Origin of the sequence: Streptomyces sp. SM10 (genome assembly GCF_002910915.1) — a bacterium.
In the GTDB taxonomy this organism is placed as follows: domain Bacteria; phylum Actinomycetota; class Actinomycetes; order Streptomycetales; family Streptomycetaceae; genus Streptomyces.
In genome coordinates this window covers 18,768-38,415 of record NZ_NEUF01000038.1, presented here as the reverse complement: position 1 = coordinate 38,415, position 19,648 = coordinate 18,768, and the positions used below count along the sequence as shown (strand labels likewise).

The 19,648-nt window shown below is 70.3% G+C and carries 21 protein-coding genes; 15 read left to right on the top strand and 6 right to left on the bottom strand.

Annotated features, from left to right (window positions below):
- Window positions 1-117 precede the first annotated feature (117 nt).
- Window positions 118-375, bottom strand: a complete 258-nt coding sequence (locus B9S57_RS03525) for a mycoredoxin (RefSeq protein WP_103514066.1) — start codon at window positions 373-375, stop codon at window positions 118-120.
- A 244-nt stretch (window positions 376-619) separates the two neighbouring features.
- Between B9S57_RS03525 and B9S57_RS03520 the strand changes: the two genes are divergently transcribed.
- The 5 genes from B9S57_RS03520 to B9S57_RS03500 all read left to right on the top strand — a co-directional run bounded on the left by B9S57_RS03520 (window position 620) and on the right by B9S57_RS03500 (window position 4,618).
- Window positions 620-2,842, top strand: a complete 2,223-nt coding sequence (locus tag B9S57_RS03520) for an ATP-dependent DNA helicase UvrD2 (RefSeq protein ID WP_103514065.1) — start codon at window positions 620-622, stop codon at window positions 2,840-2,842.
- 167 nt (window positions 2,843-3,009) lie between these two features.
- The gene (locus tag B9S57_RS03515) at window positions 3,010-3,342 is read left to right on the top strand and encodes a hypothetical protein (RefSeq protein ID WP_103514064.1); all 333 of its coding nucleotides are present in this window, start codon (window positions 3,010-3,012) and stop codon (window positions 3,340-3,342) included.
- Window positions 3,343-3,511: 169 nt separating this feature from the next.
- Window positions 3,512-3,880: a WhiB family transcriptional regulator gene (locus B9S57_RS03510; RefSeq protein ID WP_031091240.1), complete on the top strand. Its 369-nt coding sequence runs from the start codon at window positions 3,512-3,514 to the stop codon at window positions 3,878-3,880.
- Entirely contained in the window at window positions 3,877-4,242 is a 366-nt protein-coding gene (locus B9S57_RS03505) for a hypothetical protein (RefSeq protein WP_103514063.1), read from the top strand. The genes B9S57_RS03510 and B9S57_RS03505 overlap by 4 nt, the downstream gene beginning before the upstream one ends.
- Before the next feature lie 172 nt (window positions 4,243-4,414).
- The gene (locus B9S57_RS03500) at window positions 4,415-4,618 is read left to right on the top strand and encodes a hypothetical protein (protein ID WP_103514062.1); all 204 of its coding nucleotides are present in this window, start codon (window positions 4,415-4,417) and stop codon (window positions 4,616-4,618) included.
- A 39-nt stretch (window positions 4,619-4,657) separates the two neighbouring features.
- Here B9S57_RS03500 and B9S57_RS03495 read toward each other — a convergent pair whose 3' ends face one another.
- Window positions 4,658-6,133, bottom strand: coding sequence for an AarF/ABC1/UbiB kinase family protein (locus B9S57_RS03495; RefSeq protein WP_258036199.1), 1,476 nt, complete (start codon window positions 6,131-6,133; stop codon window positions 4,658-4,660).
- Window positions 6,134-6,194: 61 nt separating this feature from the next.
- Complete coding sequence (locus B9S57_RS03490; RefSeq protein WP_103514061.1) at window positions 6,195-7,340, bottom strand: ThiF family adenylyltransferase; 1,146 nt, start codon at window positions 7,338-7,340, stop codon at window positions 6,195-6,197.
- Between the two features lie 180 nt (window positions 7,341-7,520).
- On the opposite strand from B9S57_RS03490, the gene B9S57_RS03485 reads away from it, so the two are divergent.
- The 5 genes from B9S57_RS03485 (at window position 7,521) to B9S57_RS03465 (ending at window position 12,646) form a co-directional block, all read left to right on the top strand.
- Window positions 7,521-8,144 carry a M48 family metallopeptidase gene (locus B9S57_RS03485; protein ID WP_103514060.1) on the top strand — a complete coding sequence of 208 codons (624 nt, stop codon included), beginning with the start codon at window positions 7,521-7,523 and terminating at the stop codon, window positions 8,142-8,144.
- Between the two features lie 106 nt (window positions 8,145-8,250).
- On the top strand, window positions 8,251-9,825 hold the full coding sequence (locus B9S57_RS03480) for a TerD family protein (RefSeq protein ID WP_103514059.1): 1,575 nt from the start codon (window positions 8,251-8,253) through the stop codon (window positions 9,823-9,825).
- Between the two features lie 11 nt (window positions 9,826-9,836).
- Window positions 9,837-10,517: an AIM24 family protein gene (locus B9S57_RS03475; protein WP_103514058.1), complete on the top strand. Its 681-nt coding sequence runs from the start codon at window positions 9,837-9,839 to the stop codon at window positions 10,515-10,517.
- Between the two features lie 18 nt (window positions 10,518-10,535).
- Entirely contained in the window at window positions 10,536-11,291 is a 756-nt protein-coding gene (locus B9S57_RS03470; protein ID WP_103514057.1) for an AIM24 family protein, read from the top strand.
- 152 nt (window positions 11,292-11,443) lie between these two features.
- Entirely contained in the window at window positions 11,444-12,646 is a 1,203-nt protein-coding gene (locus tag B9S57_RS03465) for an IS630 family transposase (RefSeq protein ID WP_258036202.1), read from the top strand.
- Here the strand turns inward: B9S57_RS03465 and B9S57_RS03460 are convergent.
- On the bottom strand, window positions 12,626-13,060 hold the full coding sequence (locus B9S57_RS03460; protein WP_103514056.1) for a MarR family winged helix-turn-helix transcriptional regulator: 435 nt from the start codon (window positions 13,058-13,060) through the stop codon (window positions 12,626-12,628). The genes B9S57_RS03465 and B9S57_RS03460 overlap by 21 nt on opposite strands.
- A gap of 106 nt (window positions 13,061-13,166) precedes the next feature.
- On the opposite strand from B9S57_RS03460, the gene B9S57_RS03455 reads away from it, so the two are divergent.
- Window positions 13,167-14,081, top strand: a complete 915-nt coding sequence (locus tag B9S57_RS03455; protein ID WP_103514055.1) for an alpha/beta hydrolase — start codon at window positions 13,167-13,169, stop codon at window positions 14,079-14,081.
- A gap of 35 nt (window positions 14,082-14,116) precedes the next feature.
- On the opposite strand, the gene B9S57_RS03450 is transcribed toward B9S57_RS03455, so the two are convergent.
- Both B9S57_RS03450 and B9S57_RS03445 read right to left on the bottom strand, forming a co-directional pair.
- Window positions 14,117-14,659 (bottom strand): NUDIX hydrolase, encoded by a 543-nt coding sequence (locus B9S57_RS03450; protein ID WP_103514054.1) that lies wholly within the window; start codon window positions 14,657-14,659, stop codon window positions 14,117-14,119.
- Complete coding sequence (locus B9S57_RS03445) at window positions 14,656-16,119, bottom strand: zinc-dependent metalloprotease (RefSeq protein WP_103514053.1); 1,464 nt, start codon at window positions 16,117-16,119, stop codon at window positions 14,656-14,658. Before B9S57_RS03445 ends, B9S57_RS03450 begins: the two co-directional genes overlap by 4 nt.
- A 191-nt stretch (window positions 16,120-16,310) precedes the next feature.
- Here B9S57_RS03445 and B9S57_RS03440 point away from each other — a divergent pair, with 191 nt between their 5' ends.
- The 4 genes from B9S57_RS03440 to B9S57_RS03430 all read left to right on the top strand — a co-directional run bounded on the left by B9S57_RS03440 (window position 16,311) and on the right by B9S57_RS03430 (window position 19,637).
- Window positions 16,311-17,453, top strand: coding sequence for an SDR family oxidoreductase (locus B9S57_RS03440; protein WP_103514052.1), 1,143 nt, complete (start codon window positions 16,311-16,313; stop codon window positions 17,451-17,453).
- Between the two features lie 112 nt (window positions 17,454-17,565).
- Complete coding sequence (locus tag B9S57_RS03435) at window positions 17,566-18,027, top strand: molybdenum cofactor biosynthesis protein MoaE (RefSeq protein WP_103514051.1); 462 nt, start codon at window positions 17,566-17,568, stop codon at window positions 18,025-18,027.
- Window positions 18,028-18,154: 127 nt separating this feature from the next.
- On the top strand, window positions 18,155-18,325 hold the full coding sequence (locus tag B9S57_RS34325; RefSeq protein WP_181011218.1) for a hypothetical protein: 171 nt from the start codon (window positions 18,155-18,157) through the stop codon (window positions 18,323-18,325).
- 205 nt (window positions 18,326-18,530) lie between these two features.
- Complete coding sequence (locus tag B9S57_RS03430) at window positions 18,531-19,637, top strand: PDZ domain-containing protein (RefSeq protein ID WP_103514050.1); 1,107 nt, start codon at window positions 18,531-18,533, stop codon at window positions 19,635-19,637.
- Window positions 19,638-19,648 lie beyond the last annotated feature (11 nt).

Below are 19,648 nucleotides of genomic sequence, written 5' to 3'. Positions count from 1 at the left end.
AGGCCCCCGCCGAGGCGGGGGCCTTCGTCAGTGACGGCGCGGATCAGGCGCCGATCTTCTGCTCGACCTGGGCCAGCGACGCGTTCGTCAGCGGCCGGGGGTTGCGTCTCGCGAGAGTCAAGCGCCGAGCGCCTCCTTGACCTGGGCAAGACTCGGGTTCGTCATGACGACCTCAGAGCCCCCCTCGGCGGGAATTACCAGAACCGTCGGGACCGTCTGGTTCCCGCCGTTCGCCTTCTCCACGAAGGCCGCCGAATCCGGGTCGTGCTCGATGTTGACCTCGGTGTACGCGATGCCCTCGCGATCCATCTGGCCCTTGAGCCGGCGGCAGTAGCCGCACCACGTGGTGCTGTACATCGTCACAGTGCCCGGCATGTCGTCGGTGCTCCTCGTCTCGTGTGTCCCACTGGGTTCCGTCCGTCCCCCCGGGAAAAGCCTCGCCGGAGACGCGCGACGCGTACGTCCGCGCGGGCTCCCGCAGTGAGGGAACGTCCGTGACCCGGCCACCATTCCCGGCCCCGCCCCTCCATGAGCGACGCCCGGCCCTGCCGGTACGACAATCGCGGGCCCCTGTGGACAACCGCTCCGGCGCCCGCTTGCGACCTGGCAGCATGGCAGGGTGACAGCAGCAACGCGTTCCACCCTCTTCCCCCAGGTCCCCGACTCCGCGGACGCCGTGCTCGACGGGCTCGACCCGGAGCAGCGCGAGGTCGCGACGGCCCTCGGCGGACCCGTGTGCGTGCTGGCCGGAGCCGGTACGGGCAAGACGCGGGCGATCACGCACCGCATCGCCTACGGGGTGCGGGCCGGCATCCTCCAGCCGACGACCGTGCTCGCCGTCACCTTCACCAACCGGGCGGCCGGGGAGATGCGCGGGAGGCTCCGCCAGCTCGGCGCGACCGGTGTCCAGGCCCGGACGTTCCACTCCGCGGCCCTGCGCCAGCTCCAGTACTTCTGGCCGAAAGCAGTCGGTGGGACGCTCCCGCGTCTGGTGGAGCGCAAGGTCCAGCTGGTCGCCGAGGCCGCGGCACGCTGCGGGATCCGGCTCGACCGCAACGAGCTCCGGGACGCCACCAGTGAGATCGAGTGGGCCAAGGTCACCCAGACCGTGCCCGCCGACTACCCGGCCGCGGTCGCGAAGACCCAGCGGGACGCCCCGCGTGATCCGGCCGAGCTCTCCCAGATCTACGCGATGTACGAGCAGCTGAAGCGCGACCGGTCGGTGATCGACTTCGAGGACGTGCTGCTGCTGACCGTCGGCATCCTCCAGGACCGGCACGACATCGCCGATCACGTGCGCCGTCAGTACCAGCACTTCGTCGTCGACGAGTACCAGGACGTCAGCCCGCTCCAGCAGCGGCTCCTGGACCTCTGGCTGGGGGAGCGGGACGATCTCTGCGTCGTCGGCGACGCGGGGCAGACGATCTACTCCTTCACCGGCGCCACCCCCGACCACCTGCTGAACTTCCGCACCCGTCATCCGGACGCGACGGTGGTCAAGCTGGTGCGGGACTACCGCTCGACACCCCAGGTCGTCCACCTGGCCAACGGGCTGCTGAGCCAGGCGCGCGGCAAGGCGGCCGAGCACCGGCTGGAGCTGGTCTCGCAGCGGGACAAGGGCCCCGAACCCGTCTACACGGAGTACGCGGACGAGCCCGCGGAGGCCGAAGGCACCGCGCGCCGGATCCGCGATCTGATCGCCACCGGAGTCCCCGCCGGTGAGATCGCCGTGCTGTACCGGGTCAACTCCCAGTCAGAGGTCTACGAGCAGGCACTCGCCGACGCGGGCGTGCCCTACCAGCTGCGCGGCGCCGAGCGCTTCTTCGACCGCCCCGAGGTGCGGGAGGCGGGTGTCGCCCTGCGCGGCGCCGCTCGCGCGGGGGGCAACGACTCCCTTCTCGACGGGGCCGACGACCTGCCCTCCGAGGTGCGGGCGGTTCTCTCCACCAAGGGATGGACCTCCAAGCCGCCCACCGGCTCGGGGGCGGTGCGGGACCGCTGGGAGTCCCTCGCCGCGCTGGTGCGTCTGGCGGAGGACTTCGAACAGGCCAGGCCGGGAGCGACGCTCTCCGACCTCGTGGCAGAGCTCGACGAGCGGGCCGCGGCCCAGCACGCACCCACGGTCCAGGGCGTCACTCTGGCGTCGCTGCACTCGGCGAAGGGCCTGGAGTGGGACGCGGCGTTCCTCGTCGGGCTCACCGAGGGCATGATGCCGATCGCCTACGCCAAGACGGACGAGCAGGTCGAGGAGGAGCGCCGCCTGCTGTACGTCGGAGTCACCCGGGCCCGCTTCCACCTCTCGCTCTCCTGGGCCCTGTCCCGCTCGCCCGGCGGCCGCGGGAACCGCAGGGCCACCCGCTTCCTCAACGGGCTGCGGCCCGGCTCGGCCGCACTCGGAGCACGGGGCGGTGCGGGAGGGGGCGGCGGGATCGACCGGGGCTCCCGTGCGGGCACGGGCGGCGCCGGCACGGAGAAACCTGCCAGGCCCGGGCGGCGGGGCCCGGTGCGGTGCCGGGTCTGCGGCAGGACACTCACCGAGGCCGGCGAGATGAAACTGATGCGATGCGAGGACTGCCCCTCGGACATGGACGAGGGCCTGTACGAGCGGCTGCACGAGTGGCGCGCGGACCGGGCGAAGGAGATCAGCCAGCCCGCCTGGTGCGTCTTCACGGACAAGACGCTGATGGCGATCGCCGAGAGGTCGCCCGACAGCGAGGGCGAGCTCGTCGTCATCGCGGGTGTCGGCAACCGGAAGCTGACCAGGTTCGGGGCCGATGTCCTGGCCATCTGCGCAGGTCGGACGGTGGGTCAGGAGCCGGAGGGAGACGGCGGGGACGTGTGAGAAAAACTCGTCGAAAAAATAGTTTGCGCCCGCAGCGGCAAGCACCATAGGTTCTTAACCACGGGAACAGCGACTTCTCTGAAGCCCTGACTCCGTGCTGTACTTATCCGAATACCGCAGGATCGGCCCCGGCCGGTCCCTTGAGACGCCGAGAGGAGGCGATTGTCGTGATCAGCATCATCAACACCATCAAAATGACCGATCCGTCGGTCGTCTCCACCTGCTCGCTCGGCCTCACCCGCTCTTCGGCGCTCTCGCTTCGTGGCACCGGTGTGTCCGGTATTTCCCTGGTCAGCCCGCTGTCCCTGGCGAGCCTGCCCGTGCGGGAACGCAATGAGCGACCGACCGGGGCACCGGCAGCAGCAGTAGCGAAGGGACAGGCCTCGGCCTATGCCTTTGCGGCCGCCGCAGCCGGTGCCGGAGCCAAGAAGCAGACGACGCAGCACCACCACACGATGTGGGCCTTCCGTGGGCCTGAACCCTGGAGTGATCCAGCCTGATCAGCATCAGGCCGGCGCCTTCAGGGCCGCGGAACCCCACTCGGGATCCGCGGCCCTTTTGTTTTGTCCGAACGGATGAGACGAGACGAAGGAGCCTCGGGACAGCAGGACCTGGTACCAGCCGCCAACCGGCCAACAGCCGGCACGACCAGACGAGGACAACGCCACCGTGCAACTCGAGACGCACGCCCCGTCCGTACCGCCTTCCGACACGATCTCCCCGCCCGGCCTCACGGAGGACTCCACCTTGATCCCGCTCACCGCGCTCACCGCGCTCGACGACGCCATCGAGAACCTCGGCGTACCCGTCCCCTGCCGTTCCTACGACCCGGAGGTCTTCTTCGCGGAGTCGCCGGCGGATGTCGAGTACGCCAAGTCCCTCTGCCGCACCTGCCCGCTGATGGAGGCCTGCCTCGCCGGGGCCAAGGAGCGGCGCGAGCCGTGGGGCGTCTGGGGCGGCGAGCTCTTCGTCCAGGGCGTCGTCGTCGCCCGCAAGCGTCCGCGTGGCCGTCCGCGCAAGAACCCGGTCGCGGCGTGACCGCCGGCCTGGGGGCCATGGCTCCCGCACGAACCGAGCGCATCGGAACCATCGACCGTCCCCAGACCCATGACCCCCGGAATCAGGCACCAATGACCACGACCACCACCACGCGGGAGCCCGTCGGCTCCGCGACCCCGGACGTCACCATCATCGGCGCGAACGACTCGCGTCAGAACAGGACCCGCGAAATGCAACTCATCCCAGAAGCTCTGGCCCGTGCGCATATGCACGACCGCATGAGGGAGGCCGAGGAGGGGCGCCAGGCATCCCGCCTGGTGGCCGCCCGGCGGATGCAGCGCCGTGCGGAGCGCGCCTCGATGCGCGCCCGCCGCGCGCTCGCCATGGCCGTCATGCACTGACAGCTCCACCGGATCCACCGGATCCACCGGATCCACCGGATCCACCGGCTGCCGGGCAAACCGCTCCGCCCTCAGGCCGCCACCCTCCCCTTCCGCGGGGCCGGCCCGAACGGGCCGGCCCCGCGGTGCGTCGCGGCGCGCGCCGCTCGGCCCGCGGCGATATCGTCGCGGGGTGGACGAGGAGACCCATCACCCAGGGGAGCCGGTCGCCGGCCGTGTGACGTGCGCCCGGTGCGGCACCGTCGCGGACGCGGACGCGCCGCCCCCGACCTGGCTCTGCTCCGTGGAGAACGGCAGGCGCCACTACGTCTGTGACGTCTGCGCCCGCACGCACATCAGGGCGATCGAGGGCCGGCTCGACTCCGACTGGTGGTGACCCGCGGGCGGAGGGGCGCTCCTCCGCCACACCGTCCTCCTACACCTCGACCGCCGCACTCTCCTGGGCGCTGCCCTCGTCCGCTCCGGACTCCGGTCCGTCCTGCCCGGTCCCTTCCTCGTCCTCGTGGTCCAGGAGGAATCCCGGTAGCCAGGACTCCAGTTCGTCCCGGAGCCGGACGGTCGCGCCCAGCTGGCACAGCACCCCGATCGTGCTGAGCGTGACGCGGTGGATGAGCAGATAGGACGGTGGGAGGTTCAGCTGCTTGCCCAGCTGATGTGCCGGGGAGCGCGGATCAGCGATCCGGGCGGCCTGGCTGCGCAGCCAGGAACGGGTGAACGTGAACGCGTCCGCCTGTGCCGGCTCGATGATGGGGAGCAGATAGTCGAGCACGGCGTCCGGTTCGAGGTCGATCGACTCCTTGACGAAGCCCGCCTCGCGCAGCATGGAGTAGACGCCGTCGGCGTCCCCGTCCAGCGTCATCCGCAGGGCGTCGCCGATGGTCTGCGGCAGGCCGCCCGGAAGCCGGTCCACCGTGCCGAAGTCCAGGACACCCAGGCGCCATCCGCCCGACGTCCCGTCAGGGTCACTCTCACCGACGCCTGTTACGTCGCCCGTTACGGCGCCCGTTACGTCCGCCGGGGGCAGCAGCCGGAAGTTGCCCGGATGGGGGTCGGCATGCAGCAGACCGGTGCGGGCGGGGCCCGAGAACAGGAAGCGCGCCAGAAGTTGGCCCGCCCGGTCCCGCTGTTCCGTCGTGCCGTCGGCGATCACCTCCGACAGCGGCACTCCGTCGATCCACTCCGTCACCAGTACCTGTTCGGACTGGTGCACCACGACCGGGATCACCACGTCCGGATCGTCCTCGAACTCCACCGCGTGCTCCTGCTGGGCCCGGGCCTCGAGCTCGTAGTCCAGTTCCTCCGACACCCGGTCGCGCAGCTCCGTGATGAGCGGCTTGATGTCCATCCCGGGGACCAGCGGCCCGAGCAGCCGTGCGAAGCGGCTGAGTTGGGTGAGATCCGACAGCAACGCCTCACCGGCACCCGGATACTGCACCTTGACGGCGACCTCGCGTCCGTCGTGCCACACGGCTCGGTGGACCTGCCCGATCGAGGCCGCGGCGGAGGGCCGGTCGTCGAACTCGGTGAACAGCTCCCGCCAGTCCTCTCCGAGCCGTTCCGCCAGCACCCCGTGGACGGTGTGGGTCGGCATGGGCGGTGCCGCCTCCTGCAATTTGGTCAGCGCCGCACGGTAGGGGCCCGCGACGTCTTCGGGCAGCGCGGACTCGAAGACGGACAGCGCCTGTCCGAGCTTCATCGCCCCGCCCTTCAACTCGCCGAGCACTTTGAAGAGCTGATCCGCGGTGCGCTGCTGGACCTCACGGGCCACGAGCTCGGCGGACTTCCCGCCGATCCGCTTGCCCAGCCCCCATGTGGCACGGCCGGCGAAGCCGAGCGGCAGAGCTGCCAGCTTCGCGGTACGGGTGACCGCCTTCCGGGGAAGATCAGACATGTGCCCCTCCAGTTCCCAGACTGCCGTGCCGCGTGAGTATCCGGCTCCGTTCCGCCGGCGGTCACCCGGCCATTGTGTCCTGCGCGGCGCCGGCCGCGGAGGTGAGCTCCACCTCAGTGTGCCCGGCGGCCCCGCAGGCGCAGTCGGGATGCGGACCCAGCCGCTCCGACCGCCAGTCCAGCAGCGGCATGGCGGCCTCCCATCGCGCGCCCGTGCAGGCGGGGAGCTCTCCGTCGAGAAAGGACAGGGCGTGGGAGGCGGCGAGGCCGGCCACCGCTGTCGCCAGGCCCAGGTCGCAGGCCTGCACGCAGGTGCGCCGTCCGGACCTCCACTGCGCGAGCATCCTCGGCCACTGGGGGTCCGCCTCCGCCCGGTGCAGGGCGAGGCAGCCGGCGCATCCGGTGCCTCCGGGCAGGACCAGCGGCCCGACCACTCCGGTGGCTTCGATCACTCCCGCGTAGAGATGGGGTGTGCCCGAGGCGATCCACGGCGCGGCGTCATCCGGATCGGGGGCATAGACCGAGAGGCCGTCCCTGGGGGCCACCACGATCAGGGACAGAGCGGGGTCGGTGCTCGGCGGGACCCCGCCCGTCCCGCCCGTCCGTGGGGGGCCGCCGGCCGAGGATCTGCGCACCAGTTGCCGGGCCGCCGTGTCCCGGCGCTCACCGACCGACGACGCAGGGAGCCCGCCCGGGGCCACGTCCCAGGGTTCGGTGCGGCCGCCGTCGAGCACCTCGACGTGGCCCACCCCCGACCCTGACAGCACGGCGGCGATCGCCGCTCCCACCCTGCCCGCGCCGCGCACCTGGACCCGCATCGCGCGGCGGGCCGCGAGCCTGCGCAGCCCCCCGCCGGGCGCCGGGTGGACGACGGAGAGGGCCGCCGCGTCCGGCCGCTGCCGCTCGAGGGTCTCGGCACGACGGCGTAAGGCGTCCGCTTCCGGGCCGCCCGCATCCGGATCGTCCAGCAGACCCGCCTGCGTAAGGCGCGACACGAGAATGTCCACATGACGGTCCGACAGATCCAGGGCCCTGGCTTCTTCGCGGAGCAGGGGAAGCCCACGCGTTCCGTCGAGCAGTTCCAGGAAGCTGCCCGTCGCGATATCCATCGGCCCCAGCGTTACGGCGTGCGCGGGCGTGACACCGAATTGCACGGTGTTCCGTCCACGCCAGGCCCGGCGGAGTGCGGGCTTCAGCATCGGATGCATGACTTCTCCCAGGTCGGCTTCGCGTTCTGTTGCCAGAATGCAACGTGGCGGCGGAACGAGCCGAAAGTTATCCACAGGCTGGGGCATTAGTCGTTCAAATGGTGCATGGAGAGAAGTGGATCAACGTTGAACCGTCGAGGGGGCGGGACTTCCCCCACTGCCAGCGGGTAACGTCGTGTCGTGCCCGCCGACTCGTCTCCCGGTCTCACCGGGGGGACCCCCGCGCGCAACGCCGGACGCCGGCAGCGCAGCGCAGCCACCCAGCAGCCCCGCGCATCGGTGTCGAGCGCTGTCGAGGTCCGCAGAAGCGCCCGGCGCAGCAGGACGGTCTCCGCCTACCGGGAGGGTGACCGCACCATCGTGCTCATCCCCGCCCGGATGTCGGAGGCCGAGGAGCAGCGCTGGGTGGGTGTGATGCTCGACAAGCTCGCCGCCCAGGAGAGCAGACGTGTCATCGGTGACGGCGAGCTGGCCGAACGGGCCGAGCGGCTCTCCGGGCAGTACCTGGGGGGCAGGGCACGGCCCGCCTCCGTGCGGTGGGTGACCAACCAGAACACCCGCTGGGGCTCCTGCACCCCGGCCGAGGGCAGCATCCGTCTGTCGCACCGGCTGCAGGGCATGCCGGAGTACGTCCTCGACTACGTCCTCCTCCACGAGCTGGCACATCTGCTGGTCCCCGGCCACGGGCCGCGCTTCTGGCGCCTGCTCGACGCGTACTCCCGTACCGAGCGCGCGCGTGGTTATCTCGAAGGAGTCGTGGCGGCCGACCGGCTTCCGTATCTGCCGGGCGCCCGCGAGGAGTGACCTTGCCGATTCTGTACCGGGTCTGTACCGGCTTGGCTCGTTGTCGTGGTTTGCGGTTAGCCTGACGCGACGCATTCACCTTCGGGATGGGGGACGGTCGTTACGCATGGCCAGGGAATTTCAACGCGGCCACAAGGCCAAGATCAGTGATCTCACGTCAGGGACGGATCTGTACGTAGGTGTGCAGATCGCAGGCGCCGGCCTGACGTTCGACATCAGCTGCTTCGGTCTCGACGCCAACGAGCAGCTCTCCGACGACCGGTATTTCATCTTCTTCAATCAGCCGAAATCGCCTGAGGAGTCCATTCAGCTCCTCGGTGCCCAGGCCGGTGACACCGAGTCGTTCCGCGTCACCCTCGACCGCATTCCTGCGAACATCCACAAGCTGTCGTTCACCGCGACGCTCGACGGTGCCGGACAGATGTCTCAGGTGGGCCCCGGATATATCCGGATTGTCGCCGGAGGCGAGGAAGTGGTGAAGTACGCCTTCACCGGTTCCGAGTTCACCACCGAACGCGCGGTCATGCTCGGCGACTTCTATCTGAAGGACGTCTGGCGCTTCGCCGCCGTCGGCCAGGGATTCGACGGCGGGCTCGACGCGCTGCTCAAGAACTTCGGCGGCGAGGTCGCCGAGGAGGAACCCGCCGCGCCGGCCCAGGCCGCTCCCTCGTTCGCGCCCCCCGCCCAGGCCTCCGCACCCCCTGCCTTCGGTGCTCCCGCCGCTCCCCAGTCGCCGCAGCCGGCCCCTGCCTTCGGCGCTCCGGCGCAGCAGCAGCCGATGCACGCCGCGCCGACGATCGCGGCCCCGCTGGCGCCTCAGGCCCCCGCCCCGTACGGGCAGCAGCCGCAGTTCGGGCAGGTCCCGGGGCAGGGCGCCCCGCCGGCGGCACCGCCGTTCGGGCAGCAGGCTCCTGCGTCCCCGCCGTTCGGCCAGCAGGCTCCGCCGCCCTTCGGGCAGCAGCCCCCAGGCATGCAGCCCGGTATGCCGCAAGGCGTTCCCCAGGGTGTTCCTGCGGGCGGCGCAGGCCTGCAGGCCGCCCTCCAGCCGTACAAGGAGGCGGCCACCGGGCAGCGCTGGACCTCGCAGAGCCAGCAGCTGATGCGCGTCGACCTCACGATGGGCGGCACACCGGTGCTGGCCCGTCAGGGCAGCATGGTGATGTACCAGGGCAAGGTCGACTTCGGCTACAAGGGCGCGGGCTTCGCCGGCCGCATGGTCGGCAACGCCACGGGCCAGGAGATGCAGCTGATGCGCTGCACCGGTCGCGGCCAGGTCTTCCTCGCAGAGGAGGGAGCCCACCTGCACCCGATCGAGCTGCAGGGCGACGGCATCTGCGTCTCCGCGGAGAGCGTCCTCGCCTTCGACGAGTCCCTTCAGTACGAGGTCCGCAGGATCGAGGGGCACGGCATTCCCGGCGGCGCCCTGTTCACCATGCTGTTCCAGGGCACCGGCACCGTCGTCGTCAAGACCCACGGCGTGCCCGTCGTCCTCCCCGTCACGCCGACCACCTTCGCGGACTGCAACGCCGTGGTGGCCTGGTCGGCCGCCTCCCAGGTGATCCTCTCCAGCCAGGTCCGGCTGCGTCGCAACGCGTATCCGGGCCACAGCGGGGAGACCGTGAACCTCCAGTTCCGGGGAGCACCCGGCAACTTCATCGTCGTCCAGCCCTACGAGGTCTGAGGGAGCCCGTCATGAACCAGCAACTCGCGGGCTTCGCCCCGACCCCCGTCACGGCCCGCATGGAGAACCACGGCCGCACGATGCTCAAGGTCGCCATGGCCACCGGCCAGGACCTCTACGCGCGCACCGGCTCGATGGTGGCCTACGAGGGCTTCATCCAGTACGAACCCAATCCGCCCGCCGTCCGACAGATCGCCTCCCAGTGGATCACCGGCGAGGGCGCGCCCCTGATGAAGTGCGCCGGTGACGGACTGCTCTACCTCGCCGACTACGGCGCGGACGTGGTCGTCATCAATCTCAACAACGACTCGCTCTCGGTCAACGGCACCAACCTCCTGGCGTTCGACGGCCACCTCACCTGGGGCGTGGAGCGGGTCAAGGGCCTGGCCAAGTTCGCCGGCCAGGGCCTGTGGAACGTCATGGTCCAGGGCACGGGATGGGTGGCCATCACCTCGCGCGGCACGCCCATCGTCGTCGACTGCGGCCGGGGCGAGGACGAGACGTACGTCGACCCCGACGCACTCGTCGCGTGGTCCCCGAACCTCAAGGTGAAGGGCAAGCGCAGCTTCAAGGCGGGCTCGCTCATCGGCCGCGGCAGCGGAGAGGCGTACCAGATGGCCTTCTCCGGGCAGGGCATCGTCGTCGTCCAGCCGAGCGAGGACAGTACCGACCGCCTGCGCGCCCGGAACTGAGCGGGGGAGGAACACACCATGCAGAGTCCGCTTTTCAGCCACACCGAACAGCAGTCCCAGGACCGCTACACCGTCCAGAACCCACAGCTCCTGCGGGTCGCGCTGACGGGCACCGACGACGTCCTCGCCCGTAAGGGCGCCATGGTCGCCTACCAGGGGCTCATGGAGTTCGACGGCGAGTACCAGTCGCACGGCCAGCGCAGCGCCCGGAGGAACACCGGTGAGGGCCTCGACCTGATGCGCTGCTCCGGTCAGGGCACGGTCTACCTGGCGAACCTCGCCCAGTACATCCACGTGATCGACGTCGACCACGAGGGAATGACGGTCGACAGCGCCTACGTCCTCGCCCTGGACTCCTCGCTGCACACCGAGGTCATCGCGGTGGACAGCCAGTACGGGATCTCCGGCACCGGCAAGTACCAGCTCAACATCTCCGGCAACGGCAAGGTCGCGCTGATGACCTCCGGCCAGCCGTTGATGATGCAGGTCACCCCGGACAAGTACGTCAATGTCGACGCCGACGCGATCGTCGCATGGTCGAGCGGGCTGAGGGTCCAGATGCAGGCGCAGACCCACTCCTCGGGCGTCTTCCGGCGCCGCGGCAACACGGGGGAGGGCTGGGAGCTGAGCTTCCTGGGCCAGGGCTTCGCGCTCGTCCAGCCGAGTGAGGTGCTCCCCCCGCAGCACACCCAGATCGGCCAGGGCGCCGCTGCCCAGTTCGGCGTGGGCCAGCAGGGCGCGAGGGGCCAGAACCAGAACAACGCCTGGAACTGAGCCGCCGCATTCAGGCGAAGTCCGGCTGAGGGGCGGTTCCCGACGGGAGCCGCCCCACCCGCTCCCTAGTGCTCTGACCGGGAAGGTTCGCCGGGTCGGCGGTTCCAGCGGTTGGATGTCCGGAGACGTCCGACCCAACCGTTGGGGGTGTGGTGGCTGAGCCCGTCCGTGTGCGCGGATTGACCGACCAGGAGGGGCAGAAGCTGCAGCAGATCGTGCGCCGGGGCAGCGCCAGCTCGGTGCGATACCGGCGCGCGATGATGCTGTTGGCCTCGGCCGGCGGAAACCGGGTCCCGGTGATCGCGAAGCTGGTTCAGGCTGACGAGGACACCGTCCGCGACGTGATCCATCGGTTCAACGAGATCGGCCTGGCTTGCCTGGACCCTCGCCGGGCGGGAGGCCGCCCCCGCCTGCTCGGTCCTGACGACGAGGACTTCGTCGTCCAGACGGCCATCACCCGCCCGACCAAGCTCGGCCAGCCCTTCACCCGCTGGTCGATCCGTAAACTCGCCGCCTACCTGCGGAAGGTGCACGGCCGTGTGATCCGGATCGGCCGCGAGGCATTACGGTGCCTGCTCGCCCGCCGCGGCATCACCTTCCAGCGCACCAAAACCTGGAAGGAGTCGCCCGACCCCGAGCATGACGCCAAGCTGGACCGCATCGAGGACGTGGTGGAACGCTTCGCGGACCGCGTGTTCGCGTTCGACGAGTTCGGGCCGCTCGGCATCCGCCCCACCGCCGGGACCGGCTGGGCTCCCGCCGGTCACCCCGAGCGCCATCCCGCGACCCGACACCGCACCCACGGGGTGCGGTACTTCCACGGCTGCTATTCCGTCGGCGACGACCGGCTGTGGGGCGTCAACCGCCGCAAGAAGGGTGCGGTGAACACCCTGGCCGCACTGAGGTCGATCTGGGCCGCGCGCCCGGACGGCGCCCCGATCTACGTCATCCTGGACAACCTGTCCGCCCACAAGGACGACAAGATCCGTCGCTGGGCGAAGAAGAACCATGTCGAGCTGTGCTTCACCCCGACCTACGCCTCGTGGGCCAACCCGATCGAAGCCCATTTCGGGCCACTGCGGCAGTTCACGATTGCCAACTCCAACCACCGCAACCACAGCGTGCAAACCCGGGCCCTGCACGCCTACCTGCGCTGGCGAAACACCAACACCCGCCACCTCGACATCCTCGCGGCGCAGCGTCGCGAACGTGCCCGCGTCCGAAGCGAGAAGGGCATCCGCTGGGGCGGACGTCCCTTGCCGTCGCAACCTGAACGATCTGACGAATCCATGCGGTCGCGGCCCGAACGTGCAGCAGAGCACCGGACAGACGAATCACTCGCGCATACGGCCTGACGCGGGCGAGGCGAGCATCGCTTTGAGGATGCGTTGTAGCTCAACGCGGTCCTGGGGGGTGACCCTCGCCAACCTGCGGTCGTACTCCGCCGTGAGAGCTGCACGTGCTCGATCGCGTGCTTGCGTGCCCTCAGCGGTCAGTACGAGCCGATGACGCCGCAAGTCCGCCTCGTCGATCTCGCGGCGGACAAAGCCCTTGGCGACGAGGTTGCGAACGTAGACCGTCACGCTCGCCTTGGGCAGCAGCAGCGCAGTCGCGATCTCAGCCGGGTACGGCGACGCCTCCACCTCGGCCAGGACGAAAAACTCCTTCGTCTCCAACCCAAGCTCGGCCAGCTCCCCCGTGCAGGCATCCATCACAACACCCAGCAGCCGCTGGTTCAGCGTCCACAGCTGCGCCCCATCGACTGACATCGACCCCCCATTCATGTAGTACAGTTTCGTATTAGTTTCAGATCGTACAAGATGGCGTCTTGTACTGGACTCCTATGGAATAACAATCTCACGAAGGAAACCAGGCATGATCCAGCACCTCACGATCCCGCGCGGCCCCATCAACCTCGCCGCGAACCTCCACCTGCCGGACAACGCCGACAGCAGCGCACCGCTGCCCGCCGTGGTGCTCTCCACCCCAGGCAGCAGCGTCAAGGAGCAGATCGGCGCCAACTACGCCTCCCGCCTCGCCGCCCACGGCATCGCCGCCCTTGTCCTCGACCCCGCCCACCAGGGCCAGAGCGAGGGCGATCCCCGCGACCTCGAAGACCCCTACCGCCGAGGCGAGGACATCTCCTACGCCATCGACGCGCTCACCACGACCCCCGGCATCGACCCGCAGCGCATCGGCGTCCTCGGCATCTGCGCCGGTGGCGGCTACGCCGTGCACACCGCCCGCACGGACCACCGCATCAAAGCGGTCGGCACGGTCGTCCCCGTCAACATCGGCAACGCGTTCCGCAGCTTCTCCCCCGACGGTCCGGCCGCAGCACTCGACGCCCTCGCGGACGCACGGACCGAAGAGGCCCGCTCCGGCGAGACGACCCGCGTGAACTGGCTGCCCGACACCCTCGAGGACGCCGCGGCAGCGGGCCTGACCGACATCGACACCACTCAGGCCATCACCTACTACCGCACCGAGCGCGGCGGCAACGAACACTCCACGAACCGGCGCCCCCTGCGCAGCGACCCCCTCCTGCTGGGCTACGACGCCTTCCACCTGGCCGATCAGCTCATGACCCAACCACTCCAGGTCGTCCTCGCCGGACGCATCGGCAACACCGGCTCCTACGACACCGGCATGCAGCTGTGGAAGCTGGCCCCCAACCCCGTCGACCTCATAGTGATCGACGGCGCCGGCCACTACGAGATGTACGACGAACCCGCATACGTCGACGCCGCCGTCGAACGACTCGCCAGCTTCTATGCGAACAACCTGTAAGGCATACGAACCGGCGAACCTATGCGGTCACGGCACTAGCCTCGGTCCAGCCGTGCGCGGGCGCTCTCCAGCAGCCGTAGGACCGAGGTGTCCGCCACGCCGGCCACCTCGTCGTAGGGGAACCAGCGCAGATCGAGGGACTCGTCGCTGATCTGCTCCACGGCCCCGGCCGAGGCCGTCGCCGCGTACTGCACGTCGAGGTGCCAGTGGCAGGGCGCGGGGATGGGATGCCGGTCCAGCCGCACCGGCCCGCCGGGCAGCAGGGTGAGCCCGGCGATCCCCGACTCCTCGGTGGCCTCACGCAGGGCGGCCGCGGCCAGGGAGGTGTCCTGGGGCTCGCAGTGCCCGCCCATCTGCAACCACATCCGCAGCTTCCTGTGCAGCGTCAGCAGGACCCTGCCGCGCTCCGGGTCGACCACCAGCGCGCTGGCCGTCAGATGCCCGGCCCCACAGGCCTTCCACATGCCGTCGGGGTGCCCGGCCAGATGGTCCAGATACGTCCCGCGCAGCTCCGCCTGCCGCGCGTCGGCCCCGTCGTAGCCGCTGAGTACCGAAACGGCGTCGTCGTGCAGGCTCACTGACCGGTGTCGTCCTTGCCGTCGCTCTTCGGCCCGTCCCCGGGCTCGTCGTCCTTGCCCTGGTCCCTGCCCTGGTCCTCGGCTGCGGGCTTCTGCGGTCCCTTGGCCGCCTCGCCGAGCATCTTGTCCAGCTCGGAGAAGTCCAGCTGCTCGTGATGGACGAAGCCGTCGGGGTCGTCCAGGTCGTGCGCCGTCGGCAGCATGTCCGGGTGCTCCCACAGGCCGTCCCGGCCGTCGACACCCCGGGCGTCCGTGAGCGAGGCCCACAGCCGGGAGGCGTCCCGGAGCCGGCGCGGCCGCAGCTGGAGACCGATGAGCGTGGCGAATGTCTGCTCGGCGGGCCCCCCGGAGGCCCGGCGGCGGCGCATCGTCTCGCGCAGCGCGTCCGCCGAGGTCAGCCGGGACTTCGCGGCCTCGTGCACCACGGCGTCGACCCAGCCCTCGACGAGGGCCAGGGCGGTCTCCAGACGTGCCAGCGACGCCTTCTGCTCCGGGGTGTCCTCCGGCTGGAACATGCCCTGCTGGAGAGCGTCCTGCAGCTGCTCGGGCTGCGACGGGTCGAACTGGCCGACGACGTCCTCGAGCTTGCTGGTGTCGACCTTGATGCCGCGCGCATAGGCCTCGACCGCGCCGAACAGATGCGAGCGCAGCCACGGGACGTGCGCGAAGAGCCGCTGGTGGGCCGCCTCGCGCAGCGCCAGGTAGAGCCGCACCTCGTCCTGCGGCACGCTCAGGTCCTTGCCGAACCGCTCGACGTTCAGCGGAAGCAGCGCCGCCTTGCCGGCGGGCGCCAGCGGGAGGCCGATGTCGGTCGAGCCGACGACCTCGCCGGCGAGCACACCCACGGCCTGCCCGATCTGCTGGCCGAACATGGCGCCGCCCATCGACCGCATCATGCCGATCAGCGGGCCCGCCATGGCCTGCATCTCCTCAGGGAGGACATCGCCCATGGCCAGGCCGACGCGCTCGGCCACCGGGTCCACCAGCTGCTGCCACGCGGGCAGGGAGGCCTCGACCCACTCGGCGCGGCTCCAGGCCACCGTCGAGACGGAGCCGGAGGGCAGTGACGTCACGCCGTCCAGCCAGAGGTCGGCGAGACGCAGCGCCTCGTCGACGGAGGACCGCTCCGCCGGACCGACGCTCGCGTCCTTGCTGCCGTCCGTGGTGCCCTGCGACACCGTCTGGCGGGCGATCTGCTTGGCCATGTCCCAGTTGACCGGGCCGCCCTCGTAGCTCAGCATCTGGCCGAGCTGCTGGAAGGCCGCGCCCAGGTCGTTCGGGTTCATCGAGCCGAACATCGCGGCGAACGGGTTGTCCCCGCCCGCGCCGGGCCCGAAGCCGAACGGGTTCGCCGGCCCGTCCGCGCCCTGCCCACCACCGGTGGGGTCCTTCTTCTTGCCTTCGTCGCCGTCTTCCGGCTCCTCCGGCGGAAGGCCGAATCCGAATGGGGTGTCACTCACGGGTTTCCTCGGCTCGTAGGGCCGCCGGCTCGAACCGACGGCGACTGCCCGACATCACCATCCAGCGTAGACACCAAAGACCGCTCGGGGCCTCAGTGCTCCGCCGGCTCCCGGCCTGCGGCAGGATGGACGCCACCTGGTACGTACGCGTCATTCGGGTACGTACTGAAGACAACCGCTGGAGACGCCCGGTGAGTTCCCCAGATCCGCAGGTTCGCGCAGCGCGAAACCTGGCCGACCCCTCGCCCGAAAGCAAGCCCACGAAAAATCTCTCCCGAAGCCGCGGCCCCGTCGTCGCGGTCACAGGCGCCGCGACCGGCGTCGGTGAACTGCTCACCGCCCACCTCGCCGCATCGGACGCGATCAAGCAGGTCATCGCCATCGACGAGCGCCGAGGCGACGTCTCCGAGGCGACGTGGCACATCCTGGACGTACGGGACCCCGCCATCGCCGAGAAGCTGCGCGGCGCGGACGTCGTCGTGCACATGGCGCTCGACCTCGACCTGGAGACCGACCCCGCCGCCCGTACCGCGTACAACGTGCGGGGCACCCAGACGGTGCTGACCGCCGCGGCGGCCGTGGGCGTCCACCGGGTCGTGCTGTGCACCTCGGCGATGGTCTACGGCGCTCTGCCCGACAACGACATCCCCCTCTCCGAGGACGCCGAGCTGCGGGCCACGGCGGAGGCCACCGGGGTCGGCGACCTCCTGGAGATCGAGAGGCTCGGCCGCCGCGCCCCCCGCGCCCACCCCGGCCTCAACGTCACGGTGGTACGCCCCACCGTCCTGGTGGGCGGTACGGACACGGCGCTCACCAGGTACTTCGAGTCCCCCCGCCTCCTGGTCGTCGCCGGATCACGGCCCGCCTGGCAGTTCTGCCACGTGGACGACCTGGTCAGCGCCCTGGAGTACGCGGCTCTCGAGAAGATCGAGGGCGAGTTCGCCGTCGGCTGCGACGGCTGGCTCGAACAGGAGGAGGTGGAGGAGCTCTCCGGGGTGCGGCGCATGGAACTGCCGTCCGCGGTGGCGCTCGGCGCAGCCGCCCGGCTGCACCGAATCGGTCTCACGCCGTCACCCGCGGGCGACCTCGCCTACACCATGCACCCCTGGGTGGTCAGTGTGAGCCGGCTCCACGACGCGGGCTGGCGCCCCAGGTGGACCAACGAGGAGGTCCTGGCGGCGCTCCTGGAAGAGGTGGAGGGGCGCCACACGGTCGCCGGACGCAGGCTCGGCCGCAAGGACGCCACCGCGGCGGGTGCCGCCGGCGCGACGGTCGCACTCCTCGGCACGGCGGCGCTGGTCCGGCGGGCCCGCAAGGCGCGCCGGCGCTTCTAGGCGGACGGCGGCCCGGGGCGGCCCCGCCTGGTAGGAGGCTCCAAGCGGGCCGGCCCGCCACCGGTCGAAAGCGCTATTCCGTGAATCCGGTGCCGTGCGGCACGATGGCCTCATGGCACGCACCCACGACCACCCCGGCGAGCAGGCGGCCCAGGACCCCATCCGGCTTCTGGACATCCGTGACACACCGCTCTCCGTCGACGAGATCTTCCGCGCGGTCGGGGACGACGCCGCGGGAGGAATGGCCCTCTTCGTCGGCACGGTGCGCAACCACGACGACGGGCAGGACGTCGGCTCCCTCGGGTACTCCTGCCATCCGACGGCCGCGGACGAGCTCCGCAGGGTGGCCGAGAAGGTGGTGGCGGAGTTCCCGGTGCGGGCACTGGCCGCCGTCCACCGGGTGGGTGAACTGGGTGTGGGCGATCTGGCCGTGGTCGTCGCCGTGTCCTGCGCCCATCGGGGTGAGGCCTTCGACGCCTGCCGCAAGCTCATCGACGACCTCAAGCACGAGGTCCCGATCTGGAAGCACCAGCGTTTCTCCGACGGTACGGAGGAGTGGGTCGGCGCCTGCTGATCGCAAACCGCCCCGGGGGTCATCAGCCCCGATTTGCGTAACCGCACCCCTGCCGTGAGCGTTGGTCCTGCAGGTGGTTAATCTTCTGATCGTCAGTTGCGGTCGCTCATGGGGCAGGGAGGTCGTGATGGCAGCACTCGCTTGGCTGTTGATTCCGCTTATAGCCGCGCTCGGCGCGGCGATATGGGGCGGGTGGGCAGCCCGCAATCGAACGACCGGCGACGTCACCGAACTCGCCGGCTACGCCAGGTTCCGTGAAGCGATGGAGAAGCCGCACTCCGGTTCCGAGGCCGTCTGAGACTCCGCGGCTGTACGCAGCCGCCAATTTCCGCACCGCATCGGTCCCGTGGGCAGGGCCCGCGCAGCGGGCGCGCCCACCGAGCGCACTGCGCGCCGTGAACGACCCGCGACGCCCCCCGGTCCCGCAGGACCCCCCAGGTCGTCCGCCCCGTACGGACCGGCCCCGACGGTGCACTGACAGGCCGTTCCCGTACTGTCGTTCCATGCCACGCCGCACCGCGACGATGCTCGCCTCCACCCTCATCCTGATCGCGCTGCTCTGCGCAGGCGTGCTGCTCCGCGTGCCGTACGCCGAGATGTCTCCCGGTCCGACGGTGAACACCCTCGGCGACGCACGGGGCGAGCCGGTGCTGCACATCAGCGGGCACAAGACCTACCCGACGTCCGGACACCTCAACATGACGACGGTCCGGGTCACCGGAGCGGACTACGACATGAACATCGTCGAGGCCGTCTACGGCTGGCTGGCCCACGACAGTGTGGTCGTGCCCCATGACACGCTCTACCCGGACGGCAAGACCGAGGAGCAGTCGACGCAGGAGAACGCCGAGGAGTTCAGCCAGTCCCAGGAGAGCGCCAAGGTGGCGGCCCTGGATGAGCTGAAGATCCCCGTCACCTCCCGGGTGGTCGTCTCCACCGTCGTGAAGGACAGCGCCGCCGAGGGCGAGCTGCACGCGGGTGACGTGATCAAGGCGGTCGACGGCACGGCGGTCGAGAAGCCGGCGGACGTCGCGAAACTCGTCACGAAGCACGAGCCCGGCGAGGACGTCGTCTTCACGATCGTCCCGGCCAAGGCCGCGGCAGCCGCCGAGAAGGCAGGCAAGGAGCCCACAGGCTCGCAGGACGTCACCCTGACCACGCGGAAGGCGCCCAAGGACCCCTCGAACCCCTCGGAGGACCGGGCGATCGTCGGGATCCAGGCAGGGACGGACCACACCTTCCCGTTCGACATCGACATCAAGCTGGCCGACGTCGGCGGCCCGAGCGCCGGCCTGATGTTCTCGCTGGGCATCGTCGACAAGCTGACGCCCGGAAAGCTGACGGGCGGCAAGTTCATCGCGGGCACCGGCACCATCGACGACGACGGCAAGGTCGGCCCCATCGGCGGGATCAACATGAAGCTGGTCGGGGCCCGCGACGCGGGTGCCTCCTACTTCCTCACGCCGGACGACAACTGCGCCGCCGCGGCGTCGGACACCCCCGTCGGCCTCACCCTGGTGCGGGTGAAGACCCTCGACGACGCCACGAAGTCCCTGGAGAAGATCCGCGCGGGGGACACGGCCGGCCTGCCGAGCTGCTCGACGGGCTGAGGCCGGCCCCC